This is a genomic window from Chryseobacterium daecheongense, from assembly GCF_003729955.1.
Classification (GTDB): Bacteria; Bacteroidota; Bacteroidia; order Flavobacteriales; family Weeksellaceae; genus Chryseobacterium; species Chryseobacterium daecheongense.
Map to the genome: position 1 here is coordinate 813,219 of NZ_RJTX01000001.1, position 15,411 is coordinate 828,629.

11 protein-coding genes are annotated in these 15,411 nt (G+C 36.2%); 4 read left to right on the top strand and 7 right to left on the bottom strand.

What is annotated here, in order from left to right; translation table 11 throughout:
• Nucleotides 1–278: 278 nt before the first annotated feature.
• Nucleotides 279–1,427, top strand: coding sequence for a methionine aminotransferase (locus EGI05_RS03785; protein WP_123261723.1), 1,149 nt, complete (start codon nt 279–281; stop codon nt 1,425–1,427).
• Here the strand turns inward: EGI05_RS03785 and cls are convergent, their stop codons facing one another.
• From cls to EGI05_RS03800, 3 genes are all read right to left on the bottom strand, one after another.
• Nucleotides 1,428–2,924: a cardiolipin synthase gene (gene cls, locus EGI05_RS03790; protein ID WP_123261724.1), complete on the bottom strand. Its 1,497-nt coding sequence runs from the start codon at nt 2,922–2,924 to the stop codon at nt 1,428–1,430.
• 57 nt (nt 2,925–2,981) lie between these two features.
• Entirely contained in the window at nt 2,982–3,746 is a 765-nt protein-coding gene (locus EGI05_RS03795; protein WP_123261725.1) for an SDR family NAD(P)-dependent oxidoreductase, read from the bottom strand.
• Nucleotides 3,747–3,832: 86 nt separating this feature from the next.
• Nucleotides 3,833–4,771 (bottom strand): helix-turn-helix domain-containing protein, encoded by a 939-nt coding sequence (locus tag EGI05_RS03800; RefSeq protein WP_123261726.1) that lies wholly within the window; start codon nt 4,769–4,771, stop codon nt 3,833–3,835.
• Nucleotides 4,772–4,890: 119 nt separating this feature from the next.
• Here EGI05_RS03800 and EGI05_RS03805 point away from each other — a divergent pair, with 119 nt between their 5' ends.
• Nucleotides 4,891–5,448 carry a hypothetical protein gene (locus EGI05_RS03805; protein ID WP_134197371.1) on the top strand — a complete coding sequence of 186 codons (558 nt, stop codon included), beginning with the start codon at nt 4,891–4,893 and terminating at the stop codon, nt 5,446–5,448.
• 87 nt (nt 5,449–5,535) lie between these two features.
• Here the strand turns inward: EGI05_RS03805 and ychF are convergent, their stop codons facing one another.
• The 4 genes from ychF to typA all read right to left on the bottom strand — a co-directional run bounded on the left by ychF (nt 5,536) and on the right by typA (nt 11,128).
• A complete protein-coding gene (gene ychF, locus EGI05_RS03810; RefSeq protein WP_123261728.1) occupies nt 5,536–6,627 on the bottom strand; it encodes a redox-regulated ATPase YchF in 1,092 nt (363 codons plus the stop codon).
• Between the two features lie 172 nt (nt 6,628–6,799).
• Complete coding sequence (locus EGI05_RS03815; protein WP_123261729.1) at nt 6,800–7,351, bottom strand: ferritin; 552 nt, start codon at nt 7,349–7,351, stop codon at nt 6,800–6,802.
• 256 nt (nt 7,352–7,607) lie between these two features.
• Nucleotides 7,608–9,203: a glycoside hydrolase family 10 protein gene (locus EGI05_RS03820; RefSeq protein ID WP_123261730.1), complete on the bottom strand. Its 1,596-nt coding sequence runs from the start codon at nt 9,201–9,203 to the stop codon at nt 7,608–7,610.
• A gap of 116 nt (nt 9,204–9,319) precedes the next feature.
• Nucleotides 9,320–11,128, bottom strand: coding sequence for a translational GTPase TypA (typA, locus tag EGI05_RS03825; protein ID WP_123261731.1), 1,809 nt, complete (start codon nt 11,126–11,128; stop codon nt 9,320–9,322).
• 220 nt (nt 11,129–11,348) lie between these two features.
• Between typA and EGI05_RS03830 the strand changes: the two genes are divergently transcribed.
• The gene (locus tag EGI05_RS03830) at nt 11,349–12,866 is read left to right on the top strand and encodes a glycosyl hydrolase family 28-related protein (protein ID WP_123261732.1); all 1,518 of its coding nucleotides are present in this window, start codon (nt 11,349–11,351) and stop codon (nt 12,864–12,866) included.
• Nucleotides 12,867–13,007: 141 nt separating this feature from the next.
• Nucleotides 13,008–15,407, top strand: a complete 2,400-nt coding sequence (locus tag EGI05_RS03835; protein WP_185144953.1) for a hypothetical protein — start codon at nt 13,008–13,010, stop codon at nt 15,405–15,407.
• Nucleotides 15,408–15,411: the final 4 nt, after the last annotated feature.

Genomic DNA, 15,411 nt, shown 5'->3' on the forward strand with positions numbered 1-15,411 from the left:
AAAATCACTAAAAAATTACACTTAACGTCATTTTATATACACTTACTAGAAAAATAGCTACACTTATAAATTTATATTACATCCGGATAATAAAATATAGTTATTCTTGCTTTCATTATACTATAAGCAAAAACCATGAAGCTCGGTTAACATTTGAACATAAAAAAAACCAACAAAAGATGAAAAGGCTGTCTCCAAAAAGGGCAGTCTTTTTTATTTCTTTTGTGTATTGATTGTAAAAAATGAATTAAATTCGGTGTCAGTAAAAATTCAGGATTATGATACAGCTTCCTTTCTCTAAACTTTCTAATATAGGAACCACGATTTTCAGCCAAATGACACAATTGGCGAATGAGAACCAGGCCATCAACCTATCACAGGGATTTCCGGATTTCATGCCGGATTCCGAATTGCTGAATCATGTCACTCATTTCATTACAAAAGGTTTTAATCAATACGCTCCTTTGGGAGGAATGATTGGTTTAAAGGAAGAAATTGCCAGGAAAATTGAAAACAGCCATCAAGCGGTTTATCATCCTGATTCCGAAATCACCATTACGGCTGGCGGCACTCAAGCGATATTTACCACTATTGCCACCTTTATTAAAAAAGATGATGAAGTTATTATCTTCGAACCTGCTTATGACTGCTATGAGCCTACTGTAGAGCTTTTTGGAGGAATTGTCAAGCGTTTTGAAATGAAAGCTCCGGATTATGAAATCGACTGGAATGCTGTAAAAGGTTTGGTAAGTGAAAAGACTAAAATGATCATCCTTAACAATCCTAACAATCCTTCAGGAAAGATTTTAAAAGAGAAAGATATTCAGGAGCTTATCGATATTGTAAAAGATACCTCTATTCTGATTTTAAGTGATGAAGTGTATGAAAATATCGTATTCGACGGGAACCAGCATTTAAGCATATGCAGATACCCGGAATTAAAAGAAAGGAGCCTTCTGGTTGCTTCTTTTGGAAAATTGTTTCATGTGACAGGTTGGAAAGTCGGTTATTGTGCAGCCCCGAAGAATTTAACCGATGAGTTCAGAAAAGTACACCAGTTCAATGTTTTCTGTGTGAACACTCCTATTCAGCTCGCTTTGGCGGAGTATATGAAAAATGAAGAACATTACAATCACCTGAATGATTTCTTTCAGGAAAAAAGAGATTTTCTCCGTCAAGGACTTGCCGGTACTTCATTTGAACTGCTAGATTGTGAAGGAACCTATTTTCAGGGGGTAAAATATGATAAAATCTCTGATAAAAATGATTTTGACTTTGCCCGGGAACTCACCATCAATCATAAGGTAGCCACAGTTCCTTTTTCATCATTTTATAAAAACAAACTCAGCGAACATGTAATCCGTTTGTGTTTTGCCAAAAAACAGGAAACCTTGGAACAGGCACTGGAATACCTCTCAAAAATTTAATTATATCAACGGGGAAAGTAATCTGGCCATGTGCTCAAAAAATACTTTCCCTTTTGGTCTTTTTTGCCATTCTTCAAGTGTTATTTCCGTACAATCTTTCATATCATGAAGGAATATCTCCTTGAGTTTAAGGTTGATAGAAGTATCAAAAATAAAAGTATTGACCTCAAAGTTCAGTTCCTGACTTCTCGCGTCCATATTAGCTGTTCCCACACATGAAAAGTTATCATCTATGATCATCGTTTTAGAGTGGATGAATCCTTTTTCATAAAAGAAAATACGCACATTATTTTCCAAAAGTTCTTCATAATAAGAGTAAGCAGCAGCATTCACCACTACAGAATCTCCCGTTTTAGGAACCATCAGTCTTACATCAAGCCCTGCGAGAGCTACCTGTTTGATGGCATTCAATATGGTTTCTACAGGAATAAAATAAGGAGTGACTATATATACTTTTTCTTTGGCAGAAAGAATGGCAGAATTGGTACTGAGCATGATAGAAGGTTTCGTATTTGGACCGCTTGCCGCAACCTGAACAATTGTTTTCCCTGTATTATTCTCATCATATCTGAAATATTCCTTTGATAATTCAGGAATATCTTTTACGGCAAAAATCCAGTTACTCAAAAACAAAAACTGAAAATAAAACGCACCATTCCCCTTCATATACAAATGAACATCTCTCCAATACAGCTGATTCTCATGGTTAATATATTTATCCGACACATTGATACCGCCGGTAAAAACTTCAGTTCCATCTACAATAATAATTTTTCTGTGATCCCTGTAATTAACCCTGTTGGCAAAAATCCTGAACTTAATTTTATTGACCGGAAATACTTCAATACCAGAAGCTCTTAATCTCTTCAAAAGTTTTTTACCGATTTTCCCACTCCCGAAATCATCATATAGAAACCTTATTATAACGCCTTCACCTGCTTTTTCTATCAGAAGATCGGCAAGCTTGTTTCCGACGTCATCGTTTTCATAAATGTAATATTCGAGATGAATATGATGCTTGGCTCTTTGTATGATTTCAAAAACTTTCGGAAACTTTTCTTCTCCGTTCAGTAATACTTCAACATGATTTTCCTGGGATAAGGGCGAATAAGTGGCATTATATAAAAAATTGATCGTATTGATAAAACCCTTTACCTCATCTTCTCTATTGTGCAACGTTTTATAGTGTGTTTCCTCCACATACTTCTGCGCCAGGTTATAAATCTTTTCATTTCGTTTAATAGTAAATGAATAGAATCTGTTTTTCCTGTAATTGACCCCAAAAACGAAATAAATAATAATCCCCACAAAAGGCAGGAAAGTGACAAGCAGCAGATAGGCAAGTGTTTTACTTGTCGTTTTAGTATCCATGATAATTTTTGCAGCCAGCAGGAAGATGCTGATAAAATACAGAATCTCTGCACCTAATAACAAGTAATGATATTGACTCAAAAATTCTTTAACCATAGATTGGGAATGACACTGGAAAATATTCATCAGTATCACCTATTAAAGATAAAAAAAACAGCAGACATAGCTGCTGTTTTTATTTTTTTATAAGAACATTCCTCCGGAAGCCTCGATCCTTTGAGCATTGATCCATCCTGCATCTTCTGTACATAAGAAGGCCACTACTCCACCAATATCATCCGGAAGACCTACTCTACCTAGCGCCGTTGCACTGGCAATCATAGCATTCACTTGTTTATCATCTCTCGTTCTTCCTCCTCCGAAATCAGTTTCTATAGCACCTGGTGCCACTACATTGGCTTTAATTTTTCTTGGTCCCAATTCTTTTGCCATATATTTTGTAAGCATTTCCACCGCCGATTTCATAGAACCATATACGGAAGATCCCGGTAATGCGAATCTCGCCAATCCTGAAGAAATATTGATGATTCCTCCACCATCATTCATCAATGGCAATAATTTCTGGCTTAAGAAAAATACCCCTTTAAAATGGATATTGAACATTTCATCCATCTTTTCTTCAGTGGTTTCCATAATCGGAGAATACAATGCGGTTCCGGCATTATTGATCAGGAAATCTATATTAGGGCTTCCAGTATTTTCCTTTAGATGGTCCGTTACATGCTGTACAAATGCATCAAAACTTTTGGTATCTGTTGTATCCAGTTGAAAAGCGATTGCCTTTCTTCCCATTGATTGTATTTCCTTGACTACAGCATCAGCTTCCTCTTTGCTGTTTTTATAAGTGATGATCACATCCAGACCTTTCTCAGCAATTTTTAATGCTGAATTTTTTCCCAATCCACGGCTTCCACCGGTTACTAACGCAATTTTTGTTTGTGTGTTCATTGTTTCTATGATTTAATGATACAAAGTTGAGGATTTTCCCAAAGGATCGGTTTGCTCCAATCAATCGGAAATTTGCAAAATTCAAATCAGGAACGGAATTCCAAAGGCGCAAAAGAAGTTTTCCGCTTAAAGAAATTGGAAAAATGAGCAATTTCTTCGAATCCTAATGCGTAAGATATTTCTGAGATATTCCATTTGGTTTGCCTTAATAAGATCTTCGCTTCCTGGATCAGACGGTCTGCAATAAATTCAGTGGTGGTTTTACCCGTACTCTCTTTTAATTTCTTATTGAGATAATTCACGTGTACAGCTAACCTGTCAGCATAATCTTTAGCAGTCCTCAGTTGCAGCCTTTGCTCGGCAGATTCAATAGGGAACTGCCTTTCCAGCAGCTCAATGAATAATGAAACTACCCTGAGGGAAGCATCATTAGAAGTGGAGAGTTTGGTTGCAGGCTGCAGCTTTTGACCATAATGAATCAACTCTACCACATAATTTCTAATCAGGTCATATTTAAAAATATAATCGGAGGCTATTTCTTTTTTCATTTTAGAAAAGAGCACTTCTATTTCATCCGCCAATTCATCATCAATCTCAAAAACAGGAATGCCACCCGGCTGAAACAGGGGAAGATCTTCAAGAGAATTCAGGGAACCGTTCTTGATAAAAAAATCTTCCGTAAAAACACAAAAACTCCCGGATTGTTCGGGATCTTCAGGAATCCAGTGGTAAGGTACTTTAGGAGTAGCAAACAACAATGCATTTTTTCTTATGGCAATGATCTTATCTGCATATTCCGCACGGTTTCTCCCTCTGATCAGGCTTATTTTATAATATTTTCTTCTGTTGTAGGGCATCTCGGAAGTTGCCTTGACTTTTTCAATAGTAGGTGCAATATCGAATATATTGAAGTGACCTATATCTTTATGAAGTCCTTTCGGAAAAATGCTATCCAGGTCTTTTCCAAGCTTGGCGGTCATTTCCCGGTAAAAATCTTCCAATGACGTATGTGCTATTTTTTCCATGACATGAGCATTTGTAAAATTCAAATATACGCAGTTTTATACAAATCTCGTTTTTTCCGATTCAGTTTTGAAAAAAGAACAATTATTGCTATATTGTAGAAACACCAATACCTATTGATATGAAAAGAATAATACCTATTATGACCGTCCTGATGATGAGTTCCTGTACCAACTACATCAAAGTAATTGATTCAAAAAAGATCAGCGATGAAGAAAACAGCTTATCTACAAGGGTTATTGATCTTAAAGATGAGTCTTTAGGTCTCAATTTTTACGGAGATTACGAGTTTGAAAACATCAATAAAAAGTTTATTTTCTTCACAAATTCTGATATTGCCCATCTTTTAGGCAACCTTACAAAAAAACCGAAAGAAGTTCTTTTCACTTATACCGAAACAAGCATTTACAATAATCTAGCAGGTTTTTTCTATGAGAATGTAACGCTGGAAGATATTAAAAAACAATGGTCCCAACAGCCAGATAAAGACATGGGAAACGGACTTTTATATCGTTACACTTATAAAGATTACAACATTATAGATGTTTACAGACAGCAAAAAAACGGAGTGATAAGATTCATTGCTATTAATAATCCTAAAAGTCAAAAAAAGGATCAGTTTGAATTGGAAAACGAGGGGATATTTTTTAAGATCAATACCCAATTATGGACACAATAACAGCTGAATGAAAAAATTTTAAACAAAAACGCTTCCAAAAAAATGATGGAAGCGTTTTTAATTACTATAACTAACTTTAATATTTTCTTATACATTGAATCTGAAATGCATAATATCACCGTCCTGAACGATGTACTCTTTTCCTTCTACAGATAGCTTTCCGGCTTCCTTCACTTTTACTTCAGAACCGAAGTTGATGTAATCATTATATTTAATGACTTCCGCACGGATGAAACCTTTTTCAAAATCGGTGTGGATCACTCCGGCTGCCTGTGGAGCAGTCCATCCTTTTCCAATCGTCCATGCTCTTACTTCCTTCACTCCGGCTGTAAAATACGTCTGAAGCTTTAAAAGATCATAGGCTTTTCTGATCAGGCGGTTTACTCCCGGCTCTTCAAGGCCCAATTCTTCAAGGAAAATCTGTCTTTCTTCAAATGTTTCAAGCTCATTGATGTCTGCTTCGATCTGAGCTGCCAAAACTACTACTTCAGCACCTTCATTCTTCGCCATTTCTTCAATTTTGCCAATCCATTCGTTTCCGTTTTTAATTGAATTTTCATCTACATTACAAACGTAAAGCACCGGTTTTTTGGTCAACAACTGGATATCATCAATGATAGGCTTTGTTAAATCATCCACAGGGAATTCTCTTGCGTTTTTACCGTCTTCAATAAACTGTTGTAACTTTTGAAGGGTTTCATACGTCAGGATATCTTCTTTCTTCCCGGATTTGATGAACTTTTTCGCTTTTTCAACCGCTTTTCCTACTGTTTCAAGGTCTTTCAGCTGAAGCTCAATATCAATAATTTCTTTATCTCTTAACGGATCTACTGAACCTTCTACATGGACAATGTTTCCATTGTCAAAACATCTTAAAACGTGGATGATCGCTTCACACTCACGGATATTCGCCAAAAACTGGTTTCCTAATCCTTCTCCCTTACTCGCTCCTTTTACCAATCCCGCAATATCAACGATCTCTACCACCGCCGGTAAAACTCTTTCAGGCTTTACCAGTTTTTCCAGTTCGAACAATCTTTGATCCGGCACTGACACTGTTCCTAAATTAGGCTCAATAGTACAGAAAGGATAATTCGCTGATTGAGCTTTTGCATTGCTTAAACAGTTAAAAAGAGTTGATTTACCTACATTCGGTAAGCCTACGATTCCACATTTCATAATGTATGTTCAGAGTTTAATGTTCAATGTTGAAAGTTTTAGGAGGGGAATCCAACCACTGATCTTTCAGCGTGCAAAGATAGTGAATTTAAGATGAGTTTCATAATAAAAAAATCTACCGGCATTTCCGGCAGATTTTACAAATAATTTTTTGTTCTGTGTTTTTATGCTTTTATGGATTATTCCCTGTAGCTTCCTGGGCTAAAGGAACCTCATTCGGTGTTTCCTGCAGTGTTTTATCTAATGTAAACAGAGATTCATCTGTAGCTCTGTCTCCACCAGCAATTTTCAATTTATCAATTAAGTTCTGCGCTAACGTTTCTTCTTCTATCTGTTCCTGTACGAACCATTGCATGAAGTTCCAGGTTGCCCAATCTTTCTCTTCCATAGCCAGATCTACCAATCTGTAGATGGATGTTGTATTATCAACTTCATGTTTAAATACGCCATCAAAACAAGCAGTTAATGAATCCGGATCTTCCGGAGGCGCAGGAATAGCTTCTACTTTAGGTTTACCACCTCTGTTCAGGATATATTCCATAAATTTAATGGAATGGTTTCTTTCTTCCTGAGCATGTCTGTAAAGGAAGTTGGCAATTCCCTGGTATCCTTTGTCATCTGCCCAGATCCCATAAGATAAAAAAACATGGGAAGCATGGATTTCTTTATTCATCTGGTTGCTCAGTGCTTTTTCCATGATCTCGGAAAGTCTGTTCGTATTCATAATTCATATTTTTAGTGTGGTTATGGAAATTATGATGCAAAAATAGTTCCGATAAAGTTTTTATTTTTAATAAAATATGTTAATATGCTTTTATAATTTATTGAATTACTTCATTTTACCCTTATAATTTATAGTTATTCTAAAATAAAGGCCAGTTCTTAGCAGAACTGGCCTTTTTGTTTTTACCACCCGTCAAAAATTCAAAGAATTTTCGACACCCCTCTAAAAGAGAGGAATTTTTCTTATAACTGGTGGATTATTTGATCTGTTTCGCTATATAATCACTTTCATTACCTAATCTGTCTATAGCTTTCACCGCTACAGCATTTAGCTTTTTCCCATCTTTATATTTTGGGATCGCTTTTGAAAGAGTATCCAGTGTTAGGATCTCGGTTTCCCAAACCCCATTGTACTGAGTGAAAAGTACCCATTGGAAGACATCTCCTATATTTTTAGAACTCCAGCTCGCCTGTGCAAAGCTTCCATTATCTGCTATAAATAAGGTAGGAATTGATAATGGGGTAGCTTTTATCCAAGGTGTTTTGGGAACTAATGCTTTGTCTTTGTAAGGTCCGTTTTTCAAGATCGGGAGCATATTAGGGTTTTTCGTTAATCCCGCAATACTCCAGTGGATTTCGCCTACACTATTTTTTAGTATCTGTCTGGAAATTTCTATTTGATTCTTAATTTCCGTCGGTCGGTCAGAAACTTTTATTTCAACGGTATTTAATCCAGGCCATAAGTGACGGTTTTGCGTGTTTTCAGATTTCCACCAGTTCAATAAAGGCTCAAACCCCTGTCCTTTTGAATCGATTGGCCAATATAATTGTGGTGAGAAGTAATCTACCCAACCGTTGTTCAACCATAATTTGGCATCCGCATACAACTCGTCATATTGAGAAGAACCCGTAATTCCTTCCGGATAACCTGGTTTCCAGATTCCGAAGGGACTGATCCCAAATCTTACGTGGCTTTTTTCTGCATGAATTTCTTTGTAGATACGCTCCACGAATTTATTCACATTATCCCTCCTCCAGTCTGCCCTGGATAAAGTCCCCCCATTTCTCAGATATTCATTCCAGGTTTTACTATCCGGGAAATCCGCTCCTTTGTTGTACGTTGCATACGGATAGAAATAATCATCAAAATGTACGGCATCGATATCATATCTTTTTACAATATCTTTTACAACATTGGAAACATGGCCTTGTGTTCTGGGATCCGCCGGATCAAACCAATACATCCCGTTTTTCAATCTTACGATCATATCGGGAAGCTTTCTGACCATAGACAGTTCATTTACCGGTCCTCCGTTGGCATGATGTGCTCTGTAAGGGTTCAGCCAAACATGAAGTTCCAATCCTCTTTTGTGAGATTCCTCGATCCAGAATTGTAAAGGATCATAATTTGGATAGGGCGGATTTCCTGTTTCCCCGGTTAAGAAATAAGACCATGGTTCCAGTGTACTTGTATATAAGGCATCCGCTGAAGGACGAACCTGAAAGATCACTGCATTGAAGTTATTATCCTTCAGCATATCCAACATATTGATGGCTTCTGCTTTTTGCTGCTCTACAGAAAGGTCATTTCTGGATGGCCAGTTGATATTGGCAACACTTGCCACCCAGGCTCCACGGAATTCTCTTTGTATTGGCGGAAGATTTACTTTAATATTTTCTTCTATCTGACCCGCTCCATTGGCGACAGAGTCTTTAGGTTTCGGAATATTTTTAGGAATGACAACAGGCGGCTTTGGTGCAGATTTTATGGTGTTATTTGAAATGGAACGGGAACTGCTGCACGATACAAAGATCCCTAATAAAAATATCAACTTTAACGAATTCAATCTCATAGGCTACAAAACTACATTAATTTATTTTGGATTTTAAGGGTGTAAAATAAGCATTTTACTCTTTATAATAAAAAAAGCCCCGAAAATCGAGGCTTTTAATTATATGTGAAACAGAATTAATCTGCTTTTGCCATTCTTTCAGCACGTTTTCTATCTTCTTCAGATAATAATTTCTTACGCATTCTGATGAAGTTCGGAGTTACCTCGATGCATTCATCCTGCTGAATATATTCCATACATTCTTCCAAAGAGAACAGGATTTTAGGAGCAATGTTTCCGTCTTTATCTTTTCCGGCTGCTCTCATGTTGTTCAGCTGTTTTCCTTCTACAATGTTCACAACTAAATCTCCAGGCTTATTTTGTTCTCCAACGATCATTCCTGCATACACATCTTCTCCCGGATCAACGAAGAACTTTCCTCTGTCCTGTAGTTTTTCAATAGAATATGCTGTTGTCTGTCCCTGATTTTTAGAAACTAAAACACCCTGGCTTCTTCCCGGGATCTGACCTTTGAAAGGCTTATATTCAGAAAATCTGTGTGCCATGATTGCTTCTCCTGCAGTAGCTGTCAACATTTGAGAACGTAATCCGATCAAACCTCTTGAAGGGATATCGAATTCCATGTGCTGCATTTCTCCTTTAGTTTCCATGATCAATAAATCTCCTTTTCTTTGAGTAGCAAGGTCGATTACTCTTGATGAAAATTCTTCAGGAACATCTACTACCATTGTTTCGTAAGGTTCGCATTTTTCACCATCAATTTCTTTCAGGATAACTTGTGGCTGACCGATCGTCATTTCATATCCTTCTCTTCTCATCGTTTCAATGAGAACTGATAAGTGAAGAATACCTCTACCGAATACCAAGAAGGTATTGGCATCATCTGTCTGCTGAACTCTTAATGCAAGGTTTTTCTCCAATTCTTTTTCTAATCTTTCTTTCAGGTGATTAGACGTTACATATTTACCATCTTTCCCGAAGAACGGTGAGTTGTTGATAGAGAATGTCATATTCAATGTAGGCTCATCGATTGCCAATCTTTCCATTGGCTCCGGATTTTCCAGATCAACGAATGTATCTCCGATCTGGAAAGCATCGAATCCTACTACAGCACAAATATCCCCTGCCTGAACTTCAGTCACTTTTTTCTTTCCTAATCCTTCGAAAACGTATAATTCTTTTACTTTTCCTTTTACAATTTTGTCTCCTTCCTGAGCCAGACCGATCCATTGACCTTCTTTCAAAGTACCTCTCACTACTTTTCCGATGGCGATTCTTCCTAAGAATGAAGAATAATCTAATGAAGTCACCTGCATCTGAAGGTTTCCTTCTTCAATTTTAGGAGCCGGAACATATTCCAATACTCCATCAAGAATAGGAAGAATATTATCTGTAGGCTCTAAAGAAGTGTTGAACCAACCTTGTTTAGAAGATCCGTAATAGGTTGGGAAATCCAATTGTTCTTCAGTAGCATCAAGGTTAAAGAATAAATCGAAAACTTTGTCGTGAACTTCTTCAGGACGACAGTTCTCTTTATCTACTTTATTGATGACCACAATCGGCTTTAATCCTAACTGAAGAGCTTTATGCAAAACGAAACGGGTTTGTGGCATCGGACCTTCAAAAGCATCCACCAACAATAAAACTCCGTCTGCCATTTTCAATACTCTTTCTACCTCTCCTCCGAAATCGGCGTGACCAGGGGTATCAATTACGTTAATTTTTGTGTCTTTATAGGTAACAGAAATATTTTTTGATAAGATCGTGATCCCTCTTTCTCTTTCAAGATCATTGTTATCCATAATTAATTCTCCACTTTCCTGATTTTCTCTGAAAATGTTGGTAGCGTGAATGATCTTGTCAACCAAAGTAGTCTTCCCATGGTCAACGTGTGCGATAATCGCAATATTTCTAATGTTTTGCATATAAGATTTTTACGGGTGCAAAAGTAGTGATTTTTAATGAATTAATTATTATGATTATGAATTATTTAACAAATTCATAATGAGGAAATTAGTAAAAATCCTGTCATATGAATTTAAAAATATAATACGTCAAGTTCTGGCGCTTCCCGCCGTTATATTTGTTTTATAGATTTCTTGCAAGAATATATATCACTAATTATTAACCCTTTAAAAAGAAAAAATGGCAGTAATTGAATTAAATGACCAGTACACCGGCGAATGGACAACCTATAAGGAAAGCACCTACATCTATGATGGCCATACACCTATTGACGACAGTATGGTAGATGATGTGATGTGCATAAAACAAAACAACATCTATTATCTTAGGGTCTTAAAAGACGACAAGGTTAATATAAAATGGTTTGGAGCGAAAGGAGATGGAGATGTTAATGATAATGGAACACCAGATACTCAAGCATTTCTGGATGCCATAGATTCATTATCTAAATTATTTTTCACTCATTCTAAGATTGAGAATGGGGAGAAAGTTTACTTATTTGGAGGATTCACACTGTATATACCTAATGGTAAGTATTTATTATATGATACATTAAAATTACCACATAATACCACGTTGTTAGGCGAAAGTAAAAAAGGAGTTATCCTTCACCAGGTAGTCAACTCCGACACACATCCTACACCTCGAGCAAATGTAACCAATATTACAGGTGAAGATCCAGATCCAGAAAGTGATGTTATTTTTATGTCAGAATCCATTGTCATTAAAAACATCACCTTTTCACAAGGAGGTATTATTTTGCAAGGAGCTTATGATTCAATTATTGATGATGTAAAAGTAACAAGACTGTTTGGAGATACTACAGACGCTTACAATAATAAAACGAGCACGGGTTTAAGTATAAAACTTGCTGTCAACATAAAAGTTTCCAATTTCAAAGTTATGGGATCTGATGGCATTGGTATTCTTTATGAGGATTCTGCAGGAAGCGGACCGAGTACAACAGTTACTTTCAGAAATATTTGGCTGAGCCATTGTGATACTGGCATGCTTATCAACGGTTTACTGACAGAACCTCATGGTATTCAAACCACCTGGATTCAAAATTCAATTTTTGAATACAACAAAACTGGAGTAGAAATAAAAGGTATTACTCAGAATCTGTCTTTCAGGGATATTCATTTTGAACAAAATAATGAATATGCGTTGACTGCTTCTGAAAGCGCATCCTTCTCTTTAGATAACATCTGGGCTGATGGATGGACAAATAACTTACAAAATCACAATAAATTCGTTATTAAATATTCATCCGGTTTAACAGCCAACAATACGGTTCATTTAAAAAACCTATTTATAAAACCCGATATTTTAATTGAAGATGATTATGAAGGTACTGTTTATGTAGACGGATTGGTCAGCAATTTAAAATATTACGACCAGAATATCAAAGTTTATAAAACCTTTGATGACATCGGAGATATTAATAAAAGACCGTTCTCTCCTATTGGAGGATACAATTTTTATAATACTTCAAACAGCAAACCGGAATTCTATGATGGGGGATCTTGGAGAAATGCAGATGGAATGAATGCGGATAATAAAAGATGGGGAACTACAGCAGAAAGGCCATCTAGTAATCTGGACACAGGCTTCAGGTATTTTGATTCCACCATTGGAATGCCAATTTACTGGGAAGGAACAAAATGGGTGAAAGCTGATGGAACATTAATAATCTGATATCATAAAAGCCTTACCATTCTGGTAAAGGCTTTGTTTTAATTAAGTCTATGTTGATTAGAAAAATTATCCATCAGCGGTGACTTAAACATCATAAAAAAACGTATTTTAGCTTCAAATAAAAACACGATAAAAACATCCATGTCAAAAAAATTGATCTTTTTGATTGCGTTAGGTTTTATAAGCTATTCTAATGCACAAGATAAAGCTGAACAGGCTCTCCAAAACTTTGAACAAAAATATCCACAGGAAAAAATACATTTACTTTTTAATAAAAGTAGCTATGTAGCTGGAGAAAATCTTTGGTTTAAATCTTTTGTATTTGATGGATATAATCGTTCTACTATTTCAAGCAATTTATTTGTAGAATTATATGACCGCAATAAAACCCCAATAAGTAAAACTATATTTCCCCTTTACAATGGAGAAGGCAGCGGAAGTCTTAGTCTCCCTGAAACGCTGAAAGAAGATGTATATTATATCAGAGCTTACACTACATGGATGGCTAATTTCAATGAAGATTTTCAACTGATACAGCCCATCGCGGTTTACAATCCATCTTCAAATGAAAAATTGGTTTCCGACACTACTTCGCCTTGGACGGCAACAGTTTTCCCTGAAAGCGGAACTTTTATAGACGGAATCAATACCAAATTTGCTGTTCGTTTACAATCCAACGGTATTACACCTTCTGATTGGAATGGCTATGTAATAGATTCTGAGAATCCGGATGTAAAAATTGCCAGCTTCAAAGGCTTTGATCAGAATGTAGGAGCATTCAGTCTTACTCCTAAAAGTGGTAGAAGATATCAACTTATTGTTCAGGATGATAAAGGAATTAAACAGAATATTGACTTACCTACTATTTCTGCTTCCGGCATCAATTTGCAAGTTAAAAGCAAAACAAATGCAATTACCTATTCTATAAAATCAAAAAATTACCAACATTCATCTTATAAGGTTTTAGGGACTATTAATAATCAACTGGTTTATAAAGCGCAAATACATAATTTATCAAATGAAGCTGTTTATTCTATTCCTACTGATAAACTCGTGAATGGGATTTTACAACTGACCGTTTTTGATGATAAAGAACAAGTAGTTGCCAAAAGGCTTTGCTTTGTACAACCTGAATCATTAAAGATTAACAAGCCATCTGTTCAGTATACATCTCTAAATGATACCCCTCATGAAGCCAATACCTTTACTATTGCAAAAAATCCAAGCTATTCCAGTTATTCAGTAGTCGTTCTTGACGGTGAATCTCAGGATGCGGAAGAAGAAAGAAGTCTTTTAAGCACCTTATGGCTGACCGGAGATATTACTTCCAAAATATATACTCCGGCACAGTATTTTGCTAAAAATCATAATGCAGAAGCTCTGGATGCATTACTTATCTCTGAAAAATGGAAACGCTTTGACTGGAATACTCTTATTTCAGGCAGCTATCCCGCTATAAAATATACTCCTGAATCCTATTTATCTTATAAAGGAAAAATATCCGGACAGCCTAGCGGAAGCTCCGATTTGAATTTTATTTCTAAAACCGATCAGGATAGCGGAACAAAATTATACCAGGTATCTACTGACGCTTCGGGAAATTTCACCTTCAATAATCTAATCTTTGAAGGAACCATGAAATTCTTTTATCAATTGAGCGGTAAACAAAAAACATCTCATCCGGTTAATGCATATGTCCAGCCATCTTATGCATTTATTCCTTATAAAAGCAATCTTCCGGCAGGTGGTTTTCAATTGGTTGAACGCCCATCTAATGATCCTCTGCCAACAGAAGTGGCAAAAGCTGTAGAAACCAAGAACTTTCAGAAATCACTTAATGAAAAGACCAATACTATTGAAGAAATCATCCTGAAAGGACAAAGAAAAGATGATAAAAGAAAATTGAATCAACAATTGAGCAGCTCTTTATTCAGAAGTAACAATGAAGAGATTTTTGATTTCGTCAATGATAATAAAGCTTTAGTTGCCGGAAGTAATATTTTACAGTTCTTAGAAGGCAGAGTAGCCGGTTTTCGGCTGCAAATGCAGAATGGATCCTATGTTCCTATACTCAGAGGAGGTGTAACTCCTATATTCCTTAATGAAGTGAAAATTGATCCCAGCCTGGTAACCAATATTTCAGTTGCGGATGTTGCCATGATCAAAGTAATCAAAGATTATTTTTCGGGAGCAGGTCCAGGCGGCGGCGTTCAAGCCATTGCAATTTATACACGTCAGGGCGGAGATATCAAATTGTCTGAAGAAGAATTAAAACTTTTACCCGGATTAAAATACATTACCTTAAACGGCTATGATAAAGAAGCTGTTTTCAATAATGCAGTTTATGAGAATGTAAGTTTAAAGAATATTGCAAAAGATACCAGAACTACCCTTTACTGGAACCCTTATCTGGAAACAAAAGCTAATGAACCTACAACAGTAAAGTTTTATAACAATGATGATACAAAAAGCCATACCCTACTTGTGATAGGATTTGATGAAAATGATACACCTTTATATTATCACGAAACAAGACCTTAAAGAT